25 protein-coding genes and 1 riboswitch are annotated in these 25466 nt (G+C 73.5%); of the genes, 8 read left to right on the forward strand and 17 right to left on the reverse strand.

Features of this window, described 5'->3' with window-relative positions; translation table 11 throughout:
* Window positions 1–14: 14 nt before the first annotated feature.
* From AB0J93_RS18025 to AB0J93_RS18035, 3 genes are read left to right on the forward strand one after another with little or no spacing between them, the layout of a single operon-like run.
* Window positions 15–605, forward strand: a complete 591-nt coding sequence (locus tag AB0J93_RS18025; protein ID WP_363923170.1) for a redoxin domain-containing protein — start codon at window positions 15–17, stop codon at window positions 603–605.
* Window positions 605–1033 carry a cytochrome c biogenesis protein CcdA gene (locus tag AB0J93_RS18030; RefSeq protein ID WP_363923172.1) on the forward strand — a complete coding sequence of 143 codons (429 nt, stop codon included), beginning with the start codon at window positions 605–607 and terminating at the stop codon, window positions 1031–1033. Before AB0J93_RS18025 ends, AB0J93_RS18030 begins: the two co-directional genes overlap by 1 nt.
* A complete protein-coding gene (locus AB0J93_RS18035; protein WP_363923174.1) occupies window positions 1030–1500 on the forward strand; it encodes a hypothetical protein in 471 nt (156 codons plus the stop codon). The genes AB0J93_RS18030 and AB0J93_RS18035 overlap by 4 nt, the downstream gene beginning before the upstream one ends.
* A gap of 89 nt (window positions 1501–1589) precedes the next feature.
* Here the strand turns inward: AB0J93_RS18035 and serS are convergent, their stop codons facing one another.
* The 5 genes from serS to AB0J93_RS18060 all read right to left on the reverse strand — a co-directional run bounded on the left by serS (window position 1590) and on the right by AB0J93_RS18060 (window position 6942).
* A complete protein-coding gene (serS, locus tag AB0J93_RS18040) occupies window positions 1590–2870 on the reverse strand; it encodes a serine--tRNA ligase (RefSeq protein ID WP_363923176.1) in 1281 nt (426 codons plus the stop codon).
* A 145-nt stretch (window positions 2871–3015) separates the two neighbouring features.
* Window positions 3016–4095 (reverse strand): MerR family transcriptional regulator, encoded by a 1080-nt coding sequence (locus AB0J93_RS18045; protein WP_363923415.1) that lies wholly within the window; start codon window positions 4093–4095, stop codon window positions 3016–3018.
* Window positions 4096–4140: 45 nt separating this feature from the next.
* A complete protein-coding gene (locus AB0J93_RS18050; RefSeq protein WP_363923178.1) occupies window positions 4141–5328 on the reverse strand; it encodes a saccharopine dehydrogenase NADP-binding domain-containing protein in 1188 nt (395 codons plus the stop codon).
* Between the two features lie 43 nt (window positions 5329–5371).
* The gene (locus AB0J93_RS18055; RefSeq protein WP_363923180.1) at window positions 5372–6526 is read right to left on the reverse strand and encodes an alcohol dehydrogenase catalytic domain-containing protein; all 1155 of its coding nucleotides are present in this window, start codon (window positions 6524–6526) and stop codon (window positions 5372–5374) included.
* Window positions 6523–6942 carry a hypothetical protein gene (locus AB0J93_RS18060; RefSeq protein ID WP_363923417.1) on the reverse strand — a complete coding sequence of 140 codons (420 nt, stop codon included), beginning with the start codon at window positions 6940–6942 and terminating at the stop codon, window positions 6523–6525. Before AB0J93_RS18060 ends, AB0J93_RS18055 begins: the two co-directional genes overlap by 4 nt.
* Window positions 6943–7205: 263 nt before the next feature.
* On the opposite strand from AB0J93_RS18060, the gene AB0J93_RS18065 reads away from it, so the two are divergent.
* The gene (locus tag AB0J93_RS18065; RefSeq protein WP_363923182.1) at window positions 7206–9983 is read left to right on the forward strand and encodes a LuxR C-terminal-related transcriptional regulator; all 2778 of its coding nucleotides are present in this window, start codon (window positions 7206–7208) and stop codon (window positions 9981–9983) included.
* Window positions 9984–10075: 92 nt separating this feature from the next.
* Here the strand turns inward: AB0J93_RS18065 and AB0J93_RS18070 are convergent, their stop codons facing one another.
* The 4 genes from AB0J93_RS18070 to AB0J93_RS18085 form a co-directional block, all read right to left on the reverse strand.
* A complete protein-coding gene (locus AB0J93_RS18070) occupies window positions 10076–10621 on the reverse strand; it encodes a DsbA family protein (protein ID WP_363923419.1) in 546 nt (181 codons plus the stop codon).
* A 76-nt stretch (window positions 10622–10697) separates the two neighbouring features.
* Window positions 10698–11387 (reverse strand): BON domain-containing protein, encoded by a 690-nt coding sequence (locus AB0J93_RS18075; RefSeq protein WP_363923184.1) that lies wholly within the window; start codon window positions 11385–11387, stop codon window positions 10698–10700.
* Between the two features lie 340 nt (window positions 11388–11727).
* Window positions 11728–12141, reverse strand: a complete 414-nt coding sequence (locus AB0J93_RS18080) for a hypothetical protein (protein WP_363923186.1) — start codon at window positions 12139–12141, stop codon at window positions 11728–11730.
* A 205-nt stretch (window positions 12142–12346) separates the two neighbouring features.
* A complete protein-coding gene (locus AB0J93_RS18085) occupies window positions 12347–12493 on the reverse strand; it encodes a hypothetical protein (RefSeq protein WP_363923188.1) in 147 nt (48 codons plus the stop codon).
* Window positions 12494–12830: 337 nt separating this feature from the next.
* Between AB0J93_RS18085 and AB0J93_RS18090 the strand changes: the two genes are divergently transcribed.
* The gene (locus AB0J93_RS18090; RefSeq protein WP_093401327.1) at window positions 12831–13196 is read left to right on the forward strand and encodes an STAS domain-containing protein; all 366 of its coding nucleotides are present in this window, start codon (window positions 12831–12833) and stop codon (window positions 13194–13196) included.
* 26 nt (window positions 13197–13222) lie between these two features.
* Here the strand turns inward: AB0J93_RS18090 and AB0J93_RS18095 are convergent, their stop codons facing one another.
* From AB0J93_RS18095 to AB0J93_RS18120, 6 genes are all read right to left on the reverse strand, one after another.
* Window positions 13223–14047 (reverse strand): 5'/3'-nucleotidase SurE, encoded by an 825-nt coding sequence (locus tag AB0J93_RS18095; RefSeq protein WP_363923191.1) that lies wholly within the window; start codon window positions 14045–14047, stop codon window positions 13223–13225.
* Entirely contained in the window at window positions 14044–15024 is a 981-nt protein-coding gene (locus AB0J93_RS18100; protein WP_363923193.1) for a PfkB family carbohydrate kinase, read from the reverse strand. Before AB0J93_RS18100 ends, AB0J93_RS18095 begins: the two co-directional genes overlap by 4 nt.
* 218 nt (window positions 15025–15242) lie before the next feature.
* Window positions 15243–16346 carry a hypothetical protein gene (locus AB0J93_RS18105; RefSeq protein ID WP_363923194.1) on the reverse strand — a complete coding sequence of 368 codons (1104 nt, stop codon included), beginning with the start codon at window positions 16344–16346 and terminating at the stop codon, window positions 15243–15245.
* Window positions 16347–16350: 4 nt separating this feature from the next.
* Window positions 16351–16482: riboswitch (cyclic di-AMP (ydaO/yuaA leader) on the reverse strand.
* Window positions 16483–16635: 153 nt separating this feature from the next.
* Complete coding sequence (locus AB0J93_RS18110) at window positions 16636–17553, reverse strand: cation diffusion facilitator family transporter (protein ID WP_363923196.1); 918 nt, start codon at window positions 17551–17553, stop codon at window positions 16636–16638.
* Between the two features lie 91 nt (window positions 17554–17644).
* The gene (locus tag AB0J93_RS18115; protein WP_363923198.1) at window positions 17645–19759 is read right to left on the reverse strand and encodes an AAA family ATPase; all 2115 of its coding nucleotides are present in this window, start codon (window positions 19757–19759) and stop codon (window positions 17645–17647) included.
* Between the two features lie 133 nt (window positions 19760–19892).
* Window positions 19893–20816, reverse strand: coding sequence for an alpha/beta hydrolase (locus tag AB0J93_RS18120; RefSeq protein ID WP_363923200.1), 924 nt, complete (start codon window positions 20814–20816; stop codon window positions 19893–19895).
* 148 nt (window positions 20817–20964) lie between these two features.
* On the opposite strand from AB0J93_RS18120, the gene AB0J93_RS18125 reads away from it, so the two are divergent.
* Window positions 20965–21621 carry a carbonic anhydrase gene (locus AB0J93_RS18125; protein WP_363923202.1) on the forward strand — a complete coding sequence of 219 codons (657 nt, stop codon included), beginning with the start codon at window positions 20965–20967 and terminating at the stop codon, window positions 21619–21621.
* Window positions 21622–21755: 134 nt separating this feature from the next.
* Here AB0J93_RS18125 and AB0J93_RS18130 read toward each other — a convergent pair whose 3' ends face one another.
* The gene (locus AB0J93_RS18130) at window positions 21756–22085 is read right to left on the reverse strand and encodes a hypothetical protein (RefSeq protein WP_093401320.1); all 330 of its coding nucleotides are present in this window, start codon (window positions 22083–22085) and stop codon (window positions 21756–21758) included.
* Window positions 22086–22390: 305 nt separating this feature from the next.
* On the opposite strand from AB0J93_RS18130, the gene AB0J93_RS18135 reads away from it, so the two are divergent.
* Both AB0J93_RS18135 and AB0J93_RS18140 read left to right on the forward strand, forming a co-directional pair.
* A complete protein-coding gene (locus tag AB0J93_RS18135) occupies window positions 22391–22882 on the forward strand; it encodes a DUF3145 domain-containing protein (protein WP_363923204.1) in 492 nt (163 codons plus the stop codon).
* Window positions 22883–22943: 61 nt separating this feature from the next.
* Complete coding sequence (locus tag AB0J93_RS18140) at window positions 22944–24677, forward strand: glycoside hydrolase family 3 N-terminal domain-containing protein (protein WP_363923206.1); 1734 nt, start codon at window positions 22944–22946, stop codon at window positions 24675–24677.
* A gap of 78 nt (window positions 24678–24755) precedes the next feature.
* Here the strand turns inward: AB0J93_RS18140 and AB0J93_RS18145 are convergent, their stop codons facing one another.
* A complete protein-coding gene (locus AB0J93_RS18145; RefSeq protein WP_363923208.1) occupies window positions 24756–25385 on the reverse strand; it encodes a lipoprotein in 630 nt (209 codons plus the stop codon).
* Between the last annotated feature and the right edge of the window lie 81 nt (window positions 25386–25466).

Raw genomic sequence — 25466 nt, forward strand, 5'->3', positions numbered from 1 at the left:
CGAAGGAGACGCCGATGGGGTCGGTTCCACCAACCGGACGGGTCACCGGGGCGGCCACCGCCGCCCTGCTCGCCGCCGTGCTGGCCACCGCCGGATGCGGCGCCGGTCCGAACGCCGAGGCGGCCCCGCCGGCCGGTGGCCCGGCGTCCGCCACGGCCGACGCCACGTCCCCGTCGACCGGGCCGACCAGCAAGGTGCCGGTGCCGGACACCCTGCGGTTCACCGGCACCACCCTGGACGGTGCGGCCTTCGACGCCGCCACCCTGGCCGGCCGGCCGGTGGTGCTCTGGTTCTGGGCGCCCTGGTGCGCCACCTGCGCGAGCCAGGCGTGGACGATCGCCGAGATCGAGCCCGGCTTCCGGCAGAGCGTGCCGATCATCGGTGTCGCGGGGCTAGGTGAGCGCAAGGCGATGACCGACTTCGTCACCGAGTTCGAACTGGGCCCGATGCCGCAGATCGAGGACCGGGAGGGAGTGATCTGGCGACGCTTCGAGGTCGTCGAGCAGAGCACCTTCGTCATCATCGACCGGGACGGCCGGGTGATTCACCAGGGTTGGCTGGACGGTGAGGATCTCACCCGCCGGGTCACCGCACTGGCCACCTGATGGAAGCGCCGCTGCTGCTCGCGCTGACCGCGGGCATGCTCGGCGCGGTCAACCCGTGCGGCTTCGCGATGCTGCCGGCGTACCTGTCGCTGCTGGTCGCCGGGACCACCGACACCCGGGGTGCCGTCGGTCGGGCGCTGACCGCCGCGGGTGCGCTCACCCTCGGGTACGTCCTGGTGTTCGGTGCCTTCGGGCTGGCGCTGGCCCCGGTCGCCGACTGGCTGCGGCCCCGGCTGCCCTGGTTCACCGTGGGGCTGGGCCTGCTGCTGGTGCTGCTCGGCTGCTGGCTGCTCGCCGGCCGGCGGCTGCCGACCCTGCGCCCGCTGGCCCGGGCGCCCCGGTTGACCCGCTCGTTGCCGTCGATGGTGCTGTTCGGAATGGGGCCTCGCTGGGCTGCGCCATCGCGCCGTTCCTGGCGACCGTGGTGACCAGCCTCCAGGCCGGCTCGACGGCACGCGGGCTGGCGCTGTTCGGCGCGTACGCCCTCGGGATGGGGTTGGTGGTCGCGGTGGCCGCGCTCGGCGTGGCGCTGCTGCGCGGCGAGGTGGTGGCCCGGCTGCGCGGCGTCGGCGCCTGGGCACCCCGGGCCAGCGGGCTGGTGCTGCTGCTCGCCGGCGGCTACGTCGCCTGGTACGGCTGGTACGAGGCGCGGCTGGCCGCCGGCAACCGCGACGCCCTCACCGATCCCCTGGTCACCACCGCCACCGCTCTCCAACGCTGGCTCGCCGACACCATCGCGACCGCCGGCCCCACCCTCCTGGCGGCAACCCTCGCCGCCCTCCTAGCCCTAGCCCTCCTCACCACCCACCGCCGCCCCCACCCCCACCCCCACCGCGTTCCCAACCGCGTTGATCATGAGGTTAGCGGCAGCCTTAGAGATCAACATCGCCGCTAACGTCATGATCAACGCGGGTCCGCGGGCCGGTCCGCGGGCCGGCCCGCGGGCGGGCGGGGGGAGGGGGCGTGGGGTGGGGGTGGGGTGGGTCAGTGGGGGGTTAGGCGGTCGGTGTTTAGGCGGTCGCGGAGGGCCTCCGGGACCAGGACCGAGCCGTCGGGCTGCTGGAACTGCTCCAGGATGGCCGGGTAGAGGCGGCTGGTGGCCAGGGCGGAGCCGTTGAGAGTGTGCACGAAGCGGGTCTGCTTGCCGCCCGGCTCGCGGTAGCGGATCGCCGCCCGGCGGGCCTGGTAGTCACCGCCCCAGGAGACCGACGAGACCTCCTTGTACTTGCCGGTGCTGGGCATCCACACCTCGATGTCCAGGGTCTTGCGCATCGACGCGCTGGAGTCGCCGGCCGCGAGCAGGCTGCGCTGGTAGTGCAGACCCAACCCCTCGACCAGGCTCTCCGCGTGGCTGACCATCTGCTCCAGCGCGGCGTCGGCCTGCTCGGGCAGGGTGAACTGGAAGATCTCCACCTTGTTGAACTGGTGGCCCCGCACGGTGCCCCGCTCGTCGGAGTGCGAGCCGGCCGCCTCGCGCCGGTAGCACGGGGTGTACGCGAACACCTTCAGCGGCAGCTTCGCGGTCTCCAGGATCTCGTCCTGGTACGCACCGAGGATCGCCGTCTCCGCCGTCGGCAGCAGGAACTGCCCGCGCGGCGCGGACTGCTTGTCCAGGTGGTAGACGTCGTCGTAGAACTTGGGGAACTGGCCGGCGGCGAAACCTGCGCTGTCCAGCAGCAGGTGCGGCGGCAGGAGGAACTCGTACCCGGCCTCGATGTTCCGCTCGATCAGCCAGTTGATCAGCGCCCACTCCAGCCGGGCACCCAGGCCGGTGTACATCCAGAAGCCGGAGCCGCCGAGCTTGACGCCGCGTTCGTGGTCGACCAGACCCAGCATCCGGCTCAGCTCGACGTGGTCGCGGACCTTCTCGATCGCCGGTGGCGCACCGAAGGTCTTCACCACCCGATTGGCCTCCTTACCGCCGGGCACCACGTCCTCGGCGGGCAGGTTGGGCAGCTCGCTCATGGTGGTACGCAGCCGCGCCTGCACCTCGTCGAGTTCCGCCTCCAGCTCGGCGACCTGCTTCCGACCGTCGTCGGAGGTGACCTGCGGCTCGACACCGGCCCGCTTCGCCTGCGCGTACGCCCGGGCCTCGGCCTTGCGGCGCTGGCGTTCCCCGTCGATCTCACTGATCAGCCGGCGGCGCTCCCGGTCGAGCTGCTGGATCTCCTCCAGCGCCCGGTCGACCTCGGCGGCGTCCAGCCGCTTCGCCAGCGCGGCCGCCACCGCGTCGCGATCCTTCCGGATCAACTCCATGTCGAGCATGCTGCTCCGTACGCCTCCGTCCGGGCTCGGGTGGACCTCCAGATGCTACCGTCGCGCCCGAATCGCCCCGCCTCCCGCACCCGACCCACCCCGGACCGGCGGTTTCGACGTCCGGTCCGAGCCGGACCCGGACGGGTCGCCGCGGTCAGAGTCGGATCGGCATCAGGATGGAGAAGGCCGCAGGATCGTCGGCCCGCCGGATGGCCAGCGGGGTGACCGGGCCATCCAGTTCCAGCACCAGGCGCGGGCCACCCGCCGCGTGCAGGGCGTCGAGCAGGTACCCCCCGTTGACGCCGACCCGCAGCTCGGCGTCGGCCCGACCGGCCGGATCGTCGGTCAGTTCGTCCGGGTCGAGCAGGCGTAGCGCGTCCCGGCCGCCCAGCCCCAGCACGGTCACCGGCAGCGGGCCGCCCGCGTGCTCCCGGGTCACCGTCGAGGCACCCGAGCGCAGCGCGGCGACCAGCCACGGCGCGTCCACCGGCACCCGCCGGGCCGGCCCGCCGGTCGCTCCCGGCAGCAGGGCGTGATAGTCGGGAAAGTCGTACGGCAGCGTCGTCACCCGCAACCGACGCCCGGCGACGTCGGCGACGACCTGCCGTCCGACCAGGGTCAGCCGTACCTCGCCGGTGACCGCCTCGTCGGAGAGCCGGCGCAGCCGGTCGACCGCGGCCACGGGCAGCAGCGCACGCACCGCCGGACCGTGCACCGTCGCGCCGGCCGTCGCCACCGCCAGTCGATGCCGGTCGGTCGCCACCAGCCGGATCCCCTCGTCGGTCACGTCGAGCAGCACGCCGGCCAGCCCCGGCAGCGCCGGGTCGGTGCCGACGGCGAACCGGACGGCGTCCACGGCGGCGGACAACGCACACCCGGTCAGGACGAGTCGGGTGGCCGGCGGGGGCTGGTCGTCGGCGAGCAGGCGACGGATCCGGGCGACCTCGCGCCGCGCCTCGGCCAGTCCGTCCGCCAGCCGCCCCAGGTGCGCGTCGAGCAGCCGGCGCACCACCGGGGGCTCCGCGCGTACCGCCCGGGCGATCTCGGCCACCGGCAGGCCGATCCGGCGCAGCCCGGCCACCAGCCGGGCCGGTGCCACCTGGTCGTCGGCGTACCAGCGGTACCCGGTGACCGGATCGACCCGGGCCGGGACCAGCACCCCGGCGGCGTCGTAGAACCGCAGCGCGCTCACCGTCAGCCCACTGGCCCGGGCCAGCTCACCGATGCTGCGCAGGTCACTGTCCACGGCCCGATCCTGCCCCCTCGACCTGGTCGAGGGTCAAGCCGCCGGCTCCTCCTTCAGCACCCGGAAGGTGATGCCGGCCGCGGTGAGGCGGTGCAGCAGCGCGTCGCCCATCGCGGTGACCGGCGTGAGCTGACCCGAGGTGGCCGGCAGATCGTCGCAGGCCAGGCAGAGCGCCGACTCGGCGAGCATCTTCGCGGTCTCGTCGTAGCCGGGGTCGCCGCCGGCCACCTCCGCCACCACGCGTCGCCCACCGCCGACGCCGACGAAACGCACCGTGAACCACGACTTCGCCCGCTGCTCGGCGCTCGGTCCCTGCCCGGAGGCGAGCCGGCCGAGCAGCCAGCGTCGGGTCGGCGGCAGCTTCACCAGCCCGACCACGGCTCCGAGTCCCGCACCGGCGGCCAGCACCGTCGGCAGCCGCCGCACGGCCGCGAAGTGCCGGTAGCGGAAATCCGGACCGTACTCGGGGCGGGCCACGGCCGAGCGGCGGACCACCTGCGGGTCGATGGTCGGCAGCGGTACCGCCCAGACCGGCAGGTCCCGGGAGCGGGCCAGTCGGCCCGACACGGCCCGGACCCGGCGGTCGGTCGGGCGTGGCTCGGCGGCGCGGCGTTCGCGGGCCGCCCGCGACGCCTCACCGGTACGCGAGAAGGCGGTCAGTACCGAGTGGTACGTGCCGGCGGAGAACCGTCCGCCCGCCCGCACGTACCCGTCCACGGTGACGGCGGTGTCGGCGGGCAGTTGTTTGACCGTGAACCAGACACCGAGGTCGTGCGGGACCGAGTCGAAGCCGCAGGCGTGCACCAGCCGAGCACCCGTGCGCACCGCCTCGGCGTGGTGGCGCAGGTACATCCGGTCGACGAACTCCGGTTCGCCGGTGATGTCGAGGTAGTCGGTGCCGGCGGTGGCGCAGGCGGCCACCAGCGGCTCACCGTGGTGGACGAACGGGCCGACGGTGCTGGCCACCACCCGGGCGTCGGCGGCCACCGCACGCAGCGAGGCCGGGTCGGTGACGTCGGCGGTGAGCAGCGGCAACCCGGCCAGCGCCGGGTCGATCGCGGTCAACTGGTCCCGGACCGCGGCCAGCTTGTCGGGATTGCGGCCGGCGATCGCCCAGCGCAGTCCCGGTGGCGCGTGCCGGGCCAGGTAGCGGGCGGTGAGCCCACCGGTGAACCCGGTCGCCCCGAACAGCACCACGTCGTACGAACGTTGGGCAGCCATCCCGCGATCATGCCACCGTCGCCGCCGATCCGCCCGGTCCCGGTCACTGCGGGGTGAACACGGCGCGGAGGCACTCCTCTGGCCGGTCGCGGAACAGGGCGTACCCCTCCGCGGCCTGTTCCAGCGGGAAATGGTGCGTGGCCAGATGCTCGGTACGCAGCTCGTCGCGGGCCATCCGGTCCAGCAGCATCGGGATGTGGCGCTGGCCGTGCTGGCGTCCCCCGCGCACGGTCAGTCCCTTGTGCACGACGGTGCCGGCCGGGAACGCGTCGACGTGGCGGACGCCGCCGTTGAGGACGAAGACGCTGCCACCCTTGCGGCAGGCGTACACCGCCTCCCGGACCGCTTCCGGCACCGGGGCGCGGCCGGTGAACCGGTCGGCGAGCGACCGGTGTTCCCCCGCCGGACCGCCGACCGCCTCGACACACACGTCCGGTCCCCGCCCACCGCTGAACTCCCGCAGCTGCGCCGCGACATCGGTGCCCCGCCGGTCGATGGTCTCGGCGCCGACGTGCTGCCGCGCCATCAGCAGCCGCGCGGGGTGCCGGTCGACGACGACCACCCGCTCGGCACCCAGCAGCCAGGCCGCCCGAGCGGCAAGCTGACCGACCGCACCCGCTCCCCACACCGCCACCACGTCACCGGGTCGCACCTCGCCTCCCTCGGCGCCCAGCCAGCCGGCCGGTGCGGCGTCCGAGGCGAACAGGGCCCGGTCGTCGCCGACGGACTCCGGCACCGGAAACGCCCCGACGTCGGCGTACGGCACCCGTACGTACTCGGCGTGGCTGCCGGCGAAGCCACCCGCGGCCCGGGGCTGGCCGAAGCAGCCCGCCACGGGGTGACCCCACTCCGCCTCGCTCGCGCTCGGGTCGCTGCTGCCGTTGTCGCAGCTGGACGGCAACCCTCGCCGGCAGTACCAGCAGGCACCGCAGGCCACCGACGCGCAGACCACCACCCGGTCGCCGACCCGGTGCCGGCGTACTCCGGCGCCCACCTCGACCACGTCGCCGAGGAACTCGTGGCCGAGCACGTCACCGGCGGCCAGGCCCGGCACCTGCCCGGTGAGCAGCGGCAGGTCGGCACCGCAGGTGGCGCTGCGCCGCACCCGGACGATCACGTCGTGGTCGTTTCGCAGCTCCGGGTCGGGCACCTGGCGTACGGCCAACTCGCCGCCGGTGGTCCAGCACAGCGCTCTCACCGTGGCGGCCCGTCCGTCCGCGGCCGGGGAATGTCGATCGGCACCACCGGCCCGCGCTCGCCGGGCGTCCGGTCGGCGCGTAGCACCTCACCGGTCTCGGCGAGCTGCTTGACCTGCCACAACGCTTGTCGCACCAGCAGGCCAGGGTCGTCGCCCAGCAGGTGCGCGGAGAGCCCGGGCCAGGCCGCGTGCGGCCGTGGCCGGGCCGCGAGTTCGGTACCCCGGCCGCCAGGTGCGCGCGCCACCGCGACCTCGACGGCGCCGTCGAGGCGGCGGAGCGGCTCGGGCCAGGCCGCGGTGGGCAGTACCTGCTCCGGTGGCCGGTCGACCGTCACCACCTGCCAGCGTCCCGGGTCTCGGGCGTGCCGGGCCCGCTGCCGGGTGACGACGGTCCGCGCGGCCCTGGCCGCCGCCACGCCGAGGGCGCCGGCCACCGCGACAACTGTCCCGACCTGTCCCACTCGTACCTCCGACCCCGCTCCCGACCGTGTCGTTCCCCCGACCGGACGGTGTCGCCGGGTGACCCGGTGGGATCTGCGACGCGTCCGCCCAGCTCATCGCCAGCTTCGCCGCTGGCCGGGTGAACCCGGTTCCCCCGGAAGGGGTGAACCGTCGCGGGTCGGGTAACCGCCCGCCGCAGGGCCGGGGGAGGAAGCACGCGTCCGTGGGGGTGGGCCGGATGCCGGATGACCGCAGCACCGTCCGGGTCGACGCGGCGGTCCGTGCACCGGGCGGCCCACCCCTGCTGGCCTCCCGGCTGGCACCCGCCGTGCCGGGAGAACCGATGGTCCTGCGGCCCCGGCTGGCGCGGTTGCTCGACGAGGCGGTGACCCGCCCGGTCACCCTGCTCCGGGCACCTGCCGGCTGGGGCAAGACCACACTGCTGGCCACCTGGTGGCGGTCGCGGCAGGAGGCTGCGCCGGAGTTGCTGGTGCCGGCCTGGGTGTCGGTTGAGGCGGGTGACGACCCGGACCGCCTCTGGTCGTATCTCGGTGCCGCGCTGCGCTCCGTCGTGGACCCGGCGGAAGCGCCGCTGCCCGACCGGGCACCGCGTCCGGACGAGTTGGAGATCCTTGCCGCCGCCCTGGCCACCCGGGAACGGCCCCTGGTGCTGATCGTCGACGACCTGCACCGGATCACCGAACCGGCGGCGCTGGCCGGTCTGGAGTTCCTGCTTCGCCACAGCGAGCAGCGGCTGCGGCTGGTGGCGGCCGGGCGGACCGGTCCGCCGCTGGCGGTGCATCGGCTGCGGCTGGCCGGGGAGTTGACCGAGATCGGCCCGGACGACCTGGCATTCACCGGCGACGAGATCGCCGATCTGCTCACCGCGCACGGGGTGGCGGTGCCGGCCGCCGCGGTGGCCCGGCTGCGGCAGCGGACCGGGGGATGGGCGGCCGTGCTGCGGATCGCCGCGCTCGCCCTGCGTGACCAGCCGGACCCGGAGCGCTGGATCAGCGAACTCGGCGCCGACCAGCCGGAGATCGCCGGCTACCTGCGGGCGGAGCCGCTGGCCGGACTGGAGCCGACGGACCGTGAGTTGCTGCGCCGCGCGGTGGTCGTCGACGCCGTCTGCGCCGGCCTCGCCGCCGCCCTCAGCGGCGACGCGGACGCCGAGGAACGCCTGCGCACCCTCGCCGACGACAGCGGTCTGCTCCACCATGACGGCAGCCGGCCGGTGTGGTACCGGTGCCATCCGCTCCTGGCCGATCTGCTGCACCGCGAGCTGGTCCGGCTGCCCGCGGTGGAGTTGCACGACCTGCACCTGCGGGCGGCCGGTTGGTACGCCCACAACGGCCGACCCGCCGACGCGTTGCGCCACGCGCTCGCTGCCGGTGACTGGACCGCCGCCACCGATCTGTTCGTGGTCCGGTGGCCGGAACTGGTGCCCTACGAGCGGCCGGCCGGCGTCGGGCCGGTGCCCGCGTCACCGCCGCCGGAAGCGGTGGAACGCGACCCGGAGCTCGCGCTGGCCTGCGCCGCCGAACGGGCGCTCGACGGCGACACCGGGGCAGCCGTGGCGTACCTGCGGCTGGCCACCGGGCACACCCGGCGGCTGCCGCAACCGCGCCGGTCCCGGTTCGGTCGGCTGGTCACCGCGGTCGAACTCACCCTCGCCCGACTGGCCGGCGACCCGCAGGCGGTACGCGACGCCGCCGCCCGCCTGCTCGCCACGGACGCTGGCCACCCGGCCGACGACCCGCAGCCCGTACCCGCCGTCGCGACGGCGGCCGGCAGCGGTGTGGCCGGGACGCCGGGCCACGCCGGAGAGGCCGCCGACGTGCGCGCTGTGGCCGGTACCGCGCTCGCCCTGCTTGCGTTGGACGAGGGCGACCTGACCGGGGCCGCGACGGGCTTCGCCGATGCGCTGGCGGCCGCCCGGCAGGCGGCACGTCCGCGCACCGAGCTGGTCTGCGCCAGCCGATGGTCCCTGGTGGCGGCGCTGCGTGGACAGCTACGCGCCGCCGAGGAGGCGGCCCGGGCGGCGTTGGCCCTGCCGCACTGCCAGGGCTGGGCGGCCTTGCTCGACTGCGGGTACGCGCAGCTCGCGCTGGCGGTCGTGGCGCTGCACCGGAGCCAGCCGGCGGAGGCCGAGGCACACCTGGGGCTGGCCGCGCCGGCCGGCGGGGAACCGGTGCCCGGCGCGGTGGCCGGTTGGTGCCGCGCGTACCTGCGCCACGACGAGGGTGAGCCGAGCGTCGGCCACCGGCTGCTGGTGGAGGCCCGCACCGGGTGGGGCACGCGCGGCGGTGAGCTGGGCTCGTGGCTGCGCGCCGCCGAGCTGGACCTGCACAGCGCGCGGGGCGACGTGCAGACCGCCCGGGAGCTGGCCGGCGAGTGGCCGTCCGGGCCGGTGACCGGTGCGGCGGCGGCGCTCGCCGTCGCGGCGGCCCGGACCGAACTGCGGGCCAGTGACCCACGTGCCGCCGACCGTCTGCTGCCGGACTGGACCGCCGCAGCGGCGGCCGACTGGCCGCTGCCGGTACGCCTCGACGCCGCGCTGCTGGCCACGGTGCTGGCCGTTGGGGCGGGCGACGACCGTCGGGCGGGCCGGCTGCTGGAGCAGGCGCTCGACCTGGCCGCACCGGAGGATTACCGTCGCCCGTTCCGGCAGGCCGAGCCGGGACTGCGGGAACTGCTCGCCGCCCACCTCGACTCCGGCACCGCCCACTGGTCACTGGTGAGCGACCTGGTACGCGCCGTCGACGCGCCGGCCGGGCAGGGGGGCGGGACGGCCACCGCCGACACGGCGATGGCACCGCTTGACGAGCCGCTCACCGAACGCGAGCTGACGATCCTGCGCTACCTGCAGAGCATCCTCTCCAACGTGGAGATCGCCGCCGAACTGTCGGTCTCCGTCAACACGGTCAAGACCCACGTCCGCAACATCTACCGCAAGCTCGACGCCACCCGCCGTCGCGACGCCGTCCGCCGCGCCCGCCAACTCCATCTCATCTGACCTGTCCCACCCCGAGGCCCCTCCCCGTCGATCATGAAGTTGTTGTGCCCCTGCCCGGCGTGGCGCGACAACAACTTCATGATCAACGGGGGTCAGGGGGTGGCGGCGTCGATGGTGGTGAGGAGGGTGGGCGGGGTGAAGTCGCCGTCGTGGCGGACGTCGTTGACGAAGAGGGTGGGGGTGGCGTCCACCCCGCTGCGGATGGCACCGACGAAGTCGTGTCGGATCCGGTCGCCGTGCGCGTGCCGTCCGATTTCCGCCTCCACCTCGTCGACGGGCAGGCCGAGCTGCTCGACACCGAGCGTCAGGTGCACCGGATCCAATTGGTCCTGGTGCTCGTAGAGCCAGTCGTGCATCTCCCAGAACCGACCCCGCCGTCCGGCCGCCTCGGCGGCCTCGGCGGCCCGTTCGGCGTACGGGTGCATGTTGGTGATCGGGAAGTGGCGGTAGACGTGCCGGACGGTGTCGGCCCGCTGCCGCAGCACCTCCGTCAGGTTGGCGTGGGCGAGACCGCAGAAGGGGCACTGGAAGTCGCCGTACTCGACGATCGTCACCGGTGCGTTCAGCGGACCACGGACGTGGTCGTGCTCCGTGACGGGTGTGCGGAGTCGCGCAGTGACCTGTAGGGGCGTGGTCAGCTGATCGGTCATACCCCCCAGCCTCGGACCGGGTCGGGTGAGCGCGACTCACCCGACCCGGGTGGTTCCGGTCGGCTCAGCGGAGCACCGGGGCGACCGCGATGTGGTTCTGCACCTCGCGGATGCCGGGAGCGGACCAGACGACCCGTTCCACCTCGGCGCGTTCGGGCATCGAGTGCACCAGCCCGCCGAGCAGCACCGTGTCGCCGTGCACGCGTACCGTCACCTGTTCCGCGTCGGTGGCGCGGTTGCGGGCCAGCGCGTCGACGATGCGCCGGGCCAGGAGGGCACCGTCCGGGCGTACCGGCGGCCGGACGCTCATGCCGTTGCTGACCCCGCGTACGCCGGTCAGTTGGCCGACGGCCTGCTCGGCGGCGCGGCGCTGGTACTCCCACTCGACCTCGCCGTGCAGGGTGACCCAGCCCTGGGAAACCGTCACGTCGAGCGCGTCGACCGGCACGAACGCCTGCCACTGCAGGGCGTGCTGGACCGCGGCGGCGATCTCCGGGTCGGTGCGTTCGGCCCCGGTCACCAGTCGCACCGCGAGGTCGTTGGCCACCGCCCGCACCTGCATGACCCGGTGCGCGGCGCGCTCGGCCGCCCACTTCTTCGCGTAGCTGTCGACCCGCCCGGTCAGCGTCACCACGCCCTCGGTGACGGCGACCCCGATCTCGTGTGGCCGGACCCGGGGCTCCCAGTCGAGTTCGTCCAGCACCGCGGACTGGATCTCCTGGTCGGTACGGTTGATCGTCGAGATGCTGGCCATCGGTCGCTCCCTTCCCACCAGGGTGGCGCGGACTTCGTACCGGAGATGGCGCGAACTCCCCACCGGACTGGTGTGAACTTCTCGGCACGATGGCGGGAATTGGCGCGCCGTCACGCTGCCCCGGTCCCGGTGTCGCGGAGCGCGCGGGCCGGCGTGCCAGGTCCGCCGCGACCGAGCCTGGTTACCGTCCGGGTGAGCCGGCCTCACCCGGACCGGACGAGGTCGGCCCGCCCCGACCGGAACCGCACGAAGGTTCCGGCTGGTGAGAGGGCGATGGGTGGCAGCACGACGGGCCCCGCCCGACCTCATCGGTCGATGGGGCCCGTCGTCGCGGAGACCGTCAGGTGACGGGATTGGTCGGGTCGGCGGGGGAGTCGGGCCGGTCGACGTCGACGAACTCGATGTCCTCCAGGGCCCGGTCACGGCTCCCGGCGGCGCGTGCGGCGGTGCCGGCGGCCCAGCCGACCGCGGCACCGACCAGGGCGGCGCCGATCAGCAACGTCCACGGCAGCGCCGGGCGGCGTCCGGCGAGCGCGTCGAAGGCGCGGCTGGCGCGGTGGCGGGCCTCCTCGGCGGCCGACTCGACCAGGTCACCGGCGTCGCCGGCGAAACCGGCGGAGCTGTGTCGGGCGGTGCGGGCGGTGTCGCGGATGCTGTCGCCGGCGTTGTTCACCGCCGAGACGAGGTGTTGCCACGCCTGGTCCGCGATCCGCTCCGGCTTGCTGCGGCGCTCCAGCAGATGTGTTCCGAACATGTGGTTCCTCCTCGACAGTGCCGGAGCCGGTGCACGCATCAGCTGTCGGCGGCGTTGTCCGGCCGGTGGCGGTTCGCATCGGAGGCTGTGCCCGAACCGGCCCGGCCGCAAACCAGCGAAACTCTCGCCCCGGCCCGAAACGCCGGTGCGTTCCCCGGTGCGTTGCGGTCCGGACCGCACCGGGGTGACGCCGTGGGGGCCAGGGTCAGCGGACGACGACCGCCACCACCGCGGCGCGGGCGAAGTCGTCGTCATCGTCATCGTCGTCGTCGTCACCGCCGCCGAACCCGCAGGCAAGTACGAGGGCGAGTAGTGCACTGACACCGGCGAGCGTGGCGAGTCTGCGGAGCATGATGTCGTCCTCCCGTCATAGGGGTCACCCGTGATGCTAGGCACACCACGCCAGTGTCGCGCACCGAGCGCAGGTCAGGCCGGTTGTCGCGGGGCACGCCGGTAGTGCCGGGAAACGACGGGGATGGCGTCGGCCCGCTACCCTGGTTCGGCGGCGTCGGCAGAGGCCGACGCCGAGTGATAAGGCCAATAAAGTTCGGATATGGGTGATTTGCTGTGCCCGCATCCGTGAATTGCTCATCCCGAGGGGTGGCGACCGAGGCGGTTGAAGGAATACTGTCGGTCGCGGCCCGCGTACTGATGAGGCGCCCGTCGTACGGGCGAGTGGAGGTGCTCGCGTGAGCCTGTCGATCCTGCAGACGGTTCGGCCCGGTGGTGTCATCGAGATCGCCCCTCGGGGCGAGATCGACGTCGACACCGCGTACGAGGTGAAAGAGGCCATCGCCGAGGTGCTGGCCAAGGGGCGTCCGGCCCGGATCGAGCTCAACATGCGGCTGGTCACCTTCATCGACTCGGTGGGCATCAGCGCGATGGTCGCCGGCTTCCAGACCGCCGAGGTCAGCGGGGTGAAGCTGATCGTCACCGAGCCGAGCCGGTTCGTGCACCGGCAGCTCTGGGTGACCGGCCTGCTCGGTCTCTTCGGCGCACCCGAGCCCTACTACGCCGGGGCTGCCACGGCTCCCGAGGTGCTTCCCGGGGCCTGACCGCCTCGACTACCGCGCGGCCCTGATCACTCCCCGTCGAGGCCGGACAGGTCCACGTCGGCCACCTCGGTGATCGCCCGGACCGCGGTCACCGAGGCATAGCCGTCGGCGAGCAGAGCGAGGTCCGTGCCGGGCTGTACCGCCTGTCCCGGCTCCTCCAACGAGGTACGCACGAAGCCGTGCCCGGATTCGGCGACGGTCATCTGCACCTGGCCGAAGGTCGCCAGGGTGGCCTGGCGTACCCCACGCAGTCGAGCCAGCGGTAGATCCGGCGCGTTGACGTTGAGCACGCTCTCCGTCGGCGCGGCGGTCAGTCGGGGCAGCAGATCCAGGGCGACGCGGGCGGCCGTGGCCCAGTTCCGTTCGGCGTCGCGTACCCGGGCGGCAGCCGCCACCGCGGCACCGCCGCTGGCCGCGGTGGCCTCGCCGGCCGAGAGCACGTCCAGCGACACCGCCATCGCCCGACAGCCGTTCGCCGCGGCGGTGAAGGCGGCACCCACGGTGCCGGAATGCAGCACCGCGCGCCCCGCGTTGGCGCCCCGGTTGATGCCGGACAGCAGCACCGACGGTGGTGGTCCGAAGGCGCCGTGCACGGCGATGAGGGCGATGAACCCGGGTGAGCCGCCGACGCCGAACGCCGGCACCCCGTCGAGTTCTGGCAGCGGATGTTCGCGGACCACCACCTGCCCGTCCTGCTCCATGGCGCTCATCGCGGCGCTGGTGCCGCTCGCCTCCTCCAACGGGGCGGCCACCACCACGTCCAGGCCCCGGTCGACGGCTGCCCGGGCCAGCGCCTGGATTCCCGGCGCGGCGATCCCGTCGTCGTTGGTGATCAGCACCCGCAGCGTCATCGGCCACCCGCCCGTTGTGCCAGTTCGTCCGGGGTGGTCCGCTCCTGCGGACGGCTGCCCGCCGGTTCCAACCGGACCCGGTCGACGAGGCCGTTGATCGAGTCGAGGCGGCCGGTGCCGAGGCCGTGTCGGGTGACGTTGAGCGCGCCGGCTGCCGCGCCGGTACGGATCGCCGTGCGGACATCGCCACCCCGGGCCACCACGGCGGCCACCCCGGCGGTCATCGAGTCGCCCGCCCCGCGCGGGTCGGCCGCCTCCAGTCGCGGCATCTGCACCTCGAACACCTCGCCGTCGACAAGCGCCAACGCGGGCTTGTCGGCCCGGCTGACCACCACGTTCTCGGCACCGGAGGCGTGCAGGTCGTACATCGCGCGGGTGAGCTGTTCCTCGTCGTCACCGTCAGCCCGCCCGTCGGTGATCAGTTCCTCGTGACTGACCTTGAGGAAGAAGACGCCGCTCTCCAGAACTGCGGCGAGATGCTCGCCGCAGAGGTCCACCACCACTAGGCCACCGTTGGCGCCGAGATCGGCGGCGAAGCGCCGGTAGAGGTCGGCCGGGACCAGTGACGGATGGTTCGGCCCGCTCAACACGCTGACCGGCGCGCGCAAGCCCTCGCCGAGTGCGAGGTTGTACAGCTCGTCCAGCTCGTGCCGGCTCAACGGCTGGCCGACCACGTCGACGATCTCCCGACGGGTTCCCTCGCGGCGGTCGTGCACGTACCCGCCGGTGCCGCCGGAGTCGCGGGCCACCACCTTGAGGTCGACTCCCTCGCTGACCAGCAACGGCTCCAGTACCTGCCCGACCTCGCCGCCGAGCGCCGCGCAGAGCACCACGTCGACGCCGAGGGACAGCACCATCCTGGCCTGCCACACCCCCTGCCCGCCCGGGTGCAGGTGCAGCTCCGGCGCGTCGCTCGGCTGGTCGATGGTCACGGTCAGCAGCGGGGTCGGGGCGAAGATCATGACGCGGTCGCTCATGACCGCTCCCCGTTGTCCGTACCGCCGTCGCGCCTGGCGATTCGCTCGTTCATGGGGCGTCCCTCCCGTTAGCGGACAAATACCGCTTCCTGGTACGACGGTAACCAAGGAGACGCGTCATCGCGCGCCGAAGGGACGGTGCCCCGCCGACCAGCGGTGGAAACGCAGCGCCGGGTGAACCGCTCGTGAAGAGCGGCTCACCCGGCGCGACGATGGACTCAGTACACCGACAGGTGGACGTGGTTGGTGTGGTCGCTGGACGGGTCACCCCGGGCGCCGCTGTACGACTTCCAGCCGCTGCTGGGCAGCCAGATCTGCCTGTACCAGATCACGTAGAGCACCGCGAGCCGGTCGGCGTTGTTCACGAAGTACGCCGCCAGGTTGTTGCCGTAGGACCGGTCGCCCCCGGTCGCGTCCCCGCCGAAGCCGTTCTTCTGGGCCGCGAAGTCGCAGGCCCGGCCCTTCGGGTGCTCGCCCGAGCCGCCCGAGCGGTAGCAGGAGACGTACCGGGTGAAGCCGGCTGACTTGGCCTGCTTCAGCGCGTGCAGGGTGCGTGGGGTGATGCAGCCGTTGGCCGGGGTGGGGTCGTTGACGCTGCACGACTCCGAGGGCCATGACCCGTCCGAGTTACGGGGAGCGGGCTTGGCGGTGGGGCTCGACCCGCTGTTGCGCGAGGGTGACCGGGCGGCCCGCTCGGCGGCCCTGGCCCGTTCGGCCGCCTCGTCCCGCTCGATGGCCACGGTCAACGCCCGCTCGGCCTGGTCCTTGCGCTTGGCCATCACGGCCACCTGCTTGCGCTGTTCCTGGATCTCCGCGTCCAGCGCCTGCTTGGTGGCGCCGACCTCGTCCCGGGCCGTCTGGAGTTCGCGCAGCGCGCGGTCCTCGTTGGCGGCCACCGCATCCAGCGCCGCTGCCCGGTCCATGAAACCGGCCGGTGACCCGCTGTTGAGCAGCGCCGACGCGGCACCCAGTCGCCCGGTGCGGTACGCCTGCGCGGCGATCTCGGCAACCTTGGTGCCGCGCTCGGCGACCTGGCTCTCGGTCGTCTTGAGCTGCTCGGCAAGCTTCTTCTGACGCTTCACCGAGCGGTCGAGCGCGGTCTTGGCGTCGAGGTAGCCCTTGCTGGCGGCCTCCAGTTGGGCCCGCAGCGCCGGGGTGCCACCCTCGTCGTCCACATCGCCCGGGGCCGCCGCCCGCAGCGGCTGCGGTGCCGCGGCGGCTGGGGAGAAGGGGGCCAGCGCGACGCCGAGGGTGAGGGCGAGCGCGGCGGCGATCAGGGCCGCCGTACGGGCGGCCGGTCTTACCGTTGCCACTGCTGGCATGCACATTTCCTTCCGTCAGCCGCCGACCGGGTTAGCTGACGGGTTCGGGACGGAAGATCCCTACCGCTGACGCGGATACACCCCAGGAACATGGTTCCCCGGTTCGCCCTGGCGGGCGATTAGGCGGCGGCCGCCGCCGGCACCGGTGGGTGCCGCCTGGCGGGGGCCGGGTCCGAGCCTACCGGTGCCCATGTGACCGGTGCAGCTGCTGTTACTGCTGGTGTTCAGTTGTTGACTAGTAGACCAGATCAAAAGCGGACAATAACCCTTTTTGGGGCTATTGCTCCCGTCACCACCGGGCTGCCCCGCAGTCCCCCGGATCCGATCGCGGCTCGATCTGCAGTGTCGCGTGCTCGATCTGGAAGTCCTCGTGCAGTGCCGAGCGGGCCGCTGCCAGCACGGCGCCGACGTCGGCGCCCGGGCTGACGGTCAGGTGCGCCGAGGCGACCTCCATGCCGGAGGTCAACGTCCAGACGTGCAGGTCGTGGACGCCGGCCACGCCCGGCACCGCGGCCAGCCGGTCGTACACCGCGGTGACCTGAAGGTGTTCCGGCGCGGCCTGGACCAGGATGCGTACCGCCGCCCGACCCAGGCGCCACGTCCGGGGCAGAATGAACGTGGCGATCGCCACCGCGACCAGCGGGTCTGCCCACCACCAGTCGGTCACGGTGATCAGTAGGGCGGCCGCGATCACGCCCAGCGAGCCCAGCAGGTCCGCCAGCACCTCCAGGTAGGCACCGCGCAGGTTGATGCTCTCCCGCGCCCCCGGTCGCAGGAGAGCGAACGCGGCGATGTTGGCGAGCAGGCCGAGGGCCGCCACCACCAGTACCGGGCCGGCGAGCACCTCGGGTGGATCCCCGAACCGGCGTACCGCCTCGACCAGCACGTACACCGCGACGCCGGAGAGCAGTACCGCATTGGCCAGGGCCGCGAGCACCTCCAGCCGGTAGAGCCCGAAGGTGCGTTGCGGGTCGGTGTCGGCCCGTCGGGTGGCGGCCACGGCCGCGAGAGCCATCCCGATGCCCAGCACGTCGGTGAACATGTGCCCGGCGTCGGAGAGCAGGGCCAGCGAACCGGTCCGTAGAGCGGTGGCTGCCTCGACCAGCGTCAGCGCGCTGAGCAGGGCGAATGCTGCCCACAGCCGGCCGGAGTGGCGGTGCGCGGCGTTCGACACCGCAGCATGGTGGTGGTCATGGCCGGCACCCACCCAGACACCTTGCGTCGTCCGCCGGGCCGGGGACGGAGCTATGCCAACATCGCTATGTGTGCAATCGTCGGGTGGCTCGCGGTGCTCGGGCTCAACCGGTCGGGTCGACGGTGGTCAACCGCTGAGTGGCCCGGGACAGCGCGACGTAGAGGGTACGGACACCGGAGCCGGGCTCCGCCCGGATCTCCGCCGGGGCGACCAGCACCACACCGTCGTACTCCATGCCCTTGGCCTCCAGGCTCGTCACCACCTGCAACCGCTCCCCGCCCAGCGCCCCCAGCCAGGCCGCGACCTGGTCCCGGCGGGGCACCGGCGTGATCACGCCGACGGTGCCCTCGACCTCGCCGAGCAGGGCGCTGACGGCCGTCACGACGGTGGTCTCCAACTCGGGCGCCGGCACCTGGAGCTGGACCGGATCGATCCCGGTGGAACGGACCGCGGTGGGCAACGCGAGATCCGGGTACGCCCGCCGGATCTCGGCCGCCGCCACCGCGAAGATCTCCGCCGAGTTGCGGTAGTTCGTGGTGAGGGTGAACCGGTGCCGCCGACGGCGACCCAGCGCCTGGTCGCGGGCCCGGGCCAACTCCTGTGGATCCCCCGTCCAGGCGGTCTGTGCCGGGTCACCCACCACCGTCCAGGACGCCAGCCGCCCGCGTCGGCCGACCATCCGCCACTGCATCGGTGAGACGTCCTGGGACTCGTCGACCACCAGGTGGGCGTAGTCGCGGTAGTCCTCGGGCCGTTCCCGGGCAGCCTGCCGGGCGGCCCGTTGCCGGTCGGCGAAGGTGCTCAGCTCGCGCACCCCGCCGGCCAGCTGGAACGGGTCCCGCTTCCGTTTGGCGGGGCGCATCGGCTTGCCGAGCAGCGCGTCCAACTCGTCCAGCAGCGCGACGTCGGCGACGGACGGGCCGTCTTGGGCCAGCCCTCGGTACGCCGCACCGAGCAGCCGGATCTCGGCGCCGGAGAGCAGGCCGCCGGCGTACCGGCGCAGCCGCTGCGGATCGGCCAACCAGGCGAGCACGTGCCGCGGATGCAGCCGTGGCCACCACGCCTTCAGGAAGTCACGGAAGTCCGTCCGGTCGATCAGCTCGTCCTCGAAGGCGCGCTGCTCGGGCAGCCCGGCGATGCCCAGCCGGCGGGCCTGCGCCCAGAGCCCGGCGAGCACGCCGTCGAAGCCGGCCCGACGCACCTCGTTGCGGCGGGCACCGCGGGGCAGCGCGCGCTCCCGGATGGCGTCCAGTTCGGCCCGCTCCAGTCGCAGCAGCGTGCCCCGGTACAGCAGGCGCAACTCGGTCGGGGAGTCGGGCACCGCGTCCCGGGCCGCCCGTTCCAACACCCGGCGCATCCGCAGCGACCCCTTGACCGCCGCCACCTCGGGTGGGTCGGTGCGGGTGGCCATCACCCCGGGGAAGAGGCTGCCCAGCGAGTGCAGGGTGGCGGTGTCCTCGCCCAGCGACGGCAGCACCGAGGCGATGTACTCGACGAAAACCGAGGAGGGGCCGATCACCAGGATGCCGCCGCCGGCATACCGGCTGCGGTCGGCGTAGAGCAGGTACGCCGCGCGATGCAGCGCCACCGCCGTCTTGCCGGTGCCCGGGCCTCCGGAGACGAGGGTGACCCCCGAGCCGGGGGAGCGGATCGCCTCGTCCTGCTCGCGCTGGATGGTGGCCACGATGTCCCGCATGCCCCGACCGGTGGTTCGGGACAGGGTGGCCAGCAGCGCACCGTCCCCGACCACCGGCATGTCCGGTGGGGCGGCGTCCGGGTCCAGCAGGTCGTCCTCGATCCGGGTGACCCGCTCACCGCTGGACTGGATCGTCCGGCGCCGGACGACGCCGAGCGGCTCGGCCGGGGTCGCCTGGTAGAAGGCGGCGGCGGCCGGGGCCCGCCAGTCCACCACCAGGGTGGTGGCGTCCTCGTCGCGGATACCGAGTCGCCCGACATAGAGGGTCTGCCCGTCACGCAGGTCGAGCCGGCCGAAGACCAGCCCCTCGTACTCGGCGTCGAGCAGGTGGCGTCGCTGCGCGGCGTGGAAGACCATGGCGTCGCGCTCGACCAGCGCACCGAAGTTGCCGACCCGGGCGAGCCGGTAGCCCTCCCGTTCCGCACGAACCGCGGATCGGCGCAGCTCGGCCAGTCGCGCGTACACCCGGTCGAGATGCCGTTGCTCGGCGGCGATCTCCTGATCCAGGGTGCTCTGATCCACCGCTCGCTCTCCTCGTGACGCCGCCCGGCCAACCGCACGAGATTACGCCCCGCGTCCCCGGGCGTTTCTCCCGGATCTTCGCCGACCTGCGACGGACCCGGCGGCAGGGCACCGTGGCCGCAGCGGGTGACGGTCAGCCGAGGACGCGCTGCCCGGCCGGGAGGTCATCGAGGACCCGGCGCAACACGCCGGCCAGGGCGGCGTTGACCTCCTCCGGCCGCTCCATCATCAGCATGTGCCCGGCACCGGAACAGACGGTCAGCTCGGTGGCGGGTAGCGCGGCGGCGATCGACTCCGCGCACGGCGGCGGGGTGAGCCGGTCCCGGTCGCCGACAAGCGCCGCCGCCGGCAGGTGAGCCAGCGCGGTGAGCGTCGCCAGCCGGTGCTGGGTGCCGATGGAGGCCCGGAACCCGCCGATCGACCGGAGCGAGGCGCGGGCCACCGCCGAGGTGACCAGTCGGATGTCCGTGGGGTCGCAACGGTCGCCGAAGAGCATCCACCGGATGCTCGGGCGTAGCGCGCGCAGCAGGGCCCGAGGCGGTCGCCAGGCGCCGCAGCGGGCGAGGACCCCGGCTCCGGTGGTTTCGGCCAGCCGGATGATCCGGGCGATCCGGGGAGAAAGGCCGTAGACGGTGTGGGTGTGCCCCTCGGCGGTGGTGGAGACGAAGACCAGACCGGCGGTGCGTCGGGAGAAGTGGCCCGGGTGGCGGTGCGCGTACTCCATGATTGTCATGCCGCCCATCGAGTGACCGACAAGCACCACCGGGCCGGTGGGCGCCACCGTGTCCAGCACCGCGGCCAGGTCGTCACCGAGTTGGGCCAGGGTGGCCGTGGGCAGCGCCATACAGCTGGACCGGCCATGACCACGCGCGTCGTAGGTGACCACCCGGACCGAGCCGAACGTCTCGCGGAGGGCGGCGAGTTGCCGGTGCCAACTGCGTCCGTCCAGGGTCCAGCCGTGCAGCAGCACGGCGGTCACCTCGGCGTCGGTCGGGCCGGTGGTCTCCACGTGCAGGCGTACGTCGTCGCCCAGCCGTACCTCGGTCGGCTCCGGCATCGCCACCTCCCCACGGCGCACGGATGCGTAACACCGGGGATACCCGGTGGTAACACCGGCTACCCGCCATGACAACACGCCAACCCGGGTGTTGAGAAGATCTCGTCGATCGGCTCCGTCCGGGCGACGGCCCGGCCAGGCTTAGGAGATGGCATCCAAGGGGGGAGTACCCGCCGGCTCCGCGCTCGCCGGCCAGGCCCGCGGCGGCACCCCGCGCGCGGCCCTGGCCGAACTGCTCGCCGGTAACCGGCGCTTCGTCAGCGGGCAGCCGGTGCACGGCCACGACGTGACCGCAGCGGCCGCCACCGCCTCCGGCGACCAGCAGCCGTACGCCGTGGTGCTGGGCTGCATCGACTCGCGGGTGCCGTTGGAGGCGATTTTCGACCAGACGTTCGGCTCGATCTGTGTCATTCGCACCGGGGCGCACGTGCTGGACCGGGCGGTGCTGGGTTCGATCGAGTACGTGGTGGAGGTGTTGGGCGTACCGCTGGTGATGGTGCTGGGCCACGAGCGGTGCGGCGCGGTGCAGGCGACCGTCGATTCGCTGCGTACCGGCCGGCGTCCGGCCGGTGCGCTGGCCCATCTGGTCGACCGGATCGCGCCGGCGGCCACCGAGGTGGGGATGGACGAACCGAACCTGCTGCCCCTCGCGGTCCGCCGGCACGTGGTCCGCACCGTGGCCGCACTGCGCGCCGACCCGAGGCTGGCGCCGCCGGTCGCCGCCGGCCGGGTCGCCGTCGCCGGGGCCCTCTACGACCTCGCCACCGGCGAGGTCGCCCTGTTAGATTCGCCGGAACGGACCTGACGGACCGTCGGGAGACCGCTGGGTCCGCCGCAGCGGCTGCGAGGTCTCCGTCTGTGCGAACGGCGAACGCCCGCCGGGCGCGACCCGACGGGCGTTCACAGGTGGTACGGAGAGGGCACGCCGCCCTCGGTCGATCAGGCCTCGAAGACGCCGGCCTCGACCAGGCGCTTCTCGGTGGCGTCCCAGCCGTCACCCGGGTGGGCGGCGTTGAGACCGTTGAGCTCGGCCCGGATCTTGGCGGCGTGGCCGGCGGCGGCCAGCACCCGGATCTCCTCGATGAAGGCCTCGGAGTCGGTGCGCAGGTGCGCCGTCCTGCCGTTGGTCAGGTTCCGCACGTAGGCGTGCTTGCCGCCGTTGAGCGGGATGACGTACTTGAACTCGCCCAGCACGCTGAGGGCGCCACCCTGGCCAGCCTGGCCGGCCCGGACTGACGCGCGCGCGGTCTTAGAGGTGTTGCTCGCCACGGAGGTACTCCTTGCAAGACGTACGGAGGACGGAACGTCCGGGGGCTGTTGCGGGCGCCGTCGGAGGCGAGACCCGCGGAGGCTTATGCGGCACAGGCCGCCGATGGAACTGTACACGACCCACGATGCCGGCTGGTCATCGCGGCGTCACGAGGTGGAACCGCGGTCACCTGTCCGGGTATTCCGAGCGGCGGATTTTCCGATTCTCTGGCGTACCATCCGTCACACCAGTCATCATGTGTTCCACAAGCCCGGATCGGGCGAGGTCGTAGGGGAAGACGCACCTCGCACTCCGGGAGGTCACCGTGCCAACGTGTGGCGTCGTATACGTCCACTCGACCCCGCTCGCCGTGTGCTCGCACGTCGAGTGGGCGATCGCGCGCGTCCTCGCCGCGCCGGTCAACCTGCAGTGGACGGCTCAGCCCGTCGATCCCGGCGCCCGCCGGGCCGAGTGCGGGTGGTCCGGTCGCCCTGGAACGGGCGCCGAGTTGGCCGCTGCCCTCCGGCAGTGGCCCATGATCCGTTTTGAGGTCACCGAGGAGCCCAGTCCGGGGGTCGACGGCGAGCGTTTCATGCACGTGCCGGGCCGGGGTCTGTTCCGGGCGACCGTGGGCGCCGCCGGGGACATCCAGCTCGGCGAGGACCGGTTGCGCAGCATCATGGCCGGCGCGCGGGCGCCGGAGGCCCTGGCACACGCCCTCGACAAGGCGCTCGGCACCGCCTGGGACGCCGAACTGGAGCCGTACCGCCACGCCGGGGACGGCGCACCGGTGACCCTGCTCACCCGGGTCGGATAGGCAGGTCCACCCGGTCGCGCGGGCAGCGGTCGAGTTGCCCGGTACGCGGTGAACTGGTGGGATGGTCCGCGTGTCGACTACCCCTCGGCGCGTCGCCGCCGCGCTCGTCCTGGTGACCGCGCTGCTCGTCGCCGGCTGTTCCGAGGCCGGCCAACGCCCCTCGGCGGGCCCCGCCTCGGCCCCGGTCACGGAGCCCGCGCCGCCGTCGAGCGGCCCACCCGAGGACCCGGCCACCCTGGCCGCCGCTCTCGTCGCCGAACTCGCCGACGAGGACCTGGTCGGCCAGGTGCTGATGCCGTACGCGTACGGCGACCACGCGACGAAGGTGTCGGCCGGTTCGGCGGCCGGTAACCGGACGCTGGCCGGGGTGGACACACCTGCCGAAATGATCGAGAAGTACCGCCTCGGTGGGCTGATCCTGGTGGGTTTCAGCGCGGACGACCCCACCCAGGGCAACCAGGAGACCACAAACGTCGACAACCCGAAGCAGGTCCGCGGGCTCACCACCGGGCTGCGCGAGGCCGCCGGGCGGCTGCCCGCCGGTGCGGCACCCTTCCTGATCGGCACCGACCAGGAGTACGGGGTGGTCACCCGGATCACCGACGGGGTCACCATGCTGCCCAGCGCGCTCGGTGCCGGAGCCGCCGGTGACCCGGACCTGACCGAGGCCGCCTGGCGTGCCGCCGGCACCGAACTGACCGCCATGGGCATCAACGTCGACTTCGCGCCGGTGGCCGACGTGCTGGTGACCCGCAGCACCGTCATCGGGTCCCGCTCGTTCGGCTCGGACCCCCAGCGGGCGGCCGACCAGGTCGGCGGCGCGGTACGCGGGCTGCAGACCGCCGGGGTGGCCGCCACTCTCAAGCACTTCCCGGGCCACGGTCACAGCGCCGTCGACTCGCACAAGGACCTGCCCCGGCTTTCCCAGTCCCGCGGCAAGCTGGCGGCCGAGGCGTGGCCGCCGTTCACCGCCGGCATCGAGGCCGGCGCGCTGGCCGTGATGTCCGCTCACCTCGACGTACGCTCGGTCGACCCGGGTGTGGCCGCCACCTTCTCGTACAAGCTGCTCACCGAGGTGCTGCGCGGAGAACTCGGCTTCCAGGGCGTGGTGATCACCGATGGGATGAACATGCCGCCGGCCCGTCGCTTCCCGCCCGGCGAGGCGGCGGTGCGGGCGTTGAAGGCCGGCAACGACCTGATCCTCATGCCGCCGCACGTCGGCCAGGCGTACGAGGGGCTGCTGACCGCGCTGCGCGACGGCACGCTGCCCCGCAGCCGACTGGTCGAGGCGGCCACCCGCGTGCTGACCATGAAGTTCACCCTGGGCGACACACCCGCACCTCAGTTGTCCACGCTGGGCGCACCGGCGCACCGCGAGGCGGCCAACGCGCTGGCCGCCGGCGCGGTGACCGTGCTGCGCGGCCGGTGCGACACCACCGGCGTACGCGGTCCGGTCACCGTCACCTCGTCGGGCGGACGGGCACACACCCGGGCGGCCCTGACCGAGGCGCTGACCTCGGCCGGCGTGAAGGTGGTGCCCAGCGGTGGCACCGTCGTGCATCTGGTCGGCTACGGCGACGGCGCGAACGACCTGCGGGCCGACGCGGCCGTCACCGTCGCCATGGACACCCCGTACGTGCTGGCCAGGGCGAAGTCGGCCACGCTGCTGGCCACCTACTCGTCGAGCCGTGCCTCGATGACCGCGCTGGCCGACGTGCTCGCCGGCAAGACCCGCCCGGCGGGCCGCTCCCCGGTCAAGGTGTCCGGGCTGCCAAGAACCACCTGCGCGGACTGACCCCTCGGGGTCACGACACCGCGCTCTCGGTGAAGGGCACCGCGTCCCTCGGTTGCCAAGCGCCGCGCCCCCTCCGGCTCAGGGCGCCGCGACGAGGGTGTCGCGGGCCAGCCGGTACGCGGGCAGCACGTCGAGCGGCTCACCGAGGCTGGTGCTGCTCGCCTCGACCAGGACCGTCCGGTCGGCCACCGTCACGGCCAGCGCCCACTCCCGCACGTCGGAGTCGGTAAGCGCCCGCCGGCTGAGCCAGGTCGCCTCCACCACGTCGAGGTTGCCGGCACGGGTCTCGCGGTACTGCTGGCCGCTCGACTCCGACTCGGCGGTGACGAACGTCTCCAGCGCCTGCCGGGCCGCAACGCCTGCGTCGTCGGCCGTCCAGACCCGCAGGAATCCCGGCGCCACCGCGCGGCCGTCCAGCTCGCAGCGCACGGTCGAACCGCCGCGGCGGGTCAGCGCCTCGGCCACCGCGTCACCCAGCTCGTCCGTGGGTTCCGGTGTCTCGATCGGCTCCGCCGCCCAGCCGTCGGCCAGCCCGAAGGTGACCGGCAGCGGGCAGGGCGCGCCGCCGCCGACGGTGCCGGCGGACTCCGCGGCGGCCACCTCGTCGTGCCACGGCTCTCCGGTCGCGCCGCCGGCACCTTCCCCGGTGCCGCTGCACCCGGCGAGCAGCCCGATGGTCAGCGCTGCCGCGATCGTCCGTCGTCCCACGTACCCAACCCCCGTCAGTGATCAACAAGGGAGCCAGCAAAGCGGTGTCCCGAGTGGAAGTCAAGTCGTCGGGGCGACCAC

The organism is Micromonospora sp. NPDC049374, assembly GCF_040677165.1.
Classification (GTDB): Bacteria; Actinomycetota; Actinomycetes; order Mycobacteriales; family Micromonosporaceae; genus Micromonospora.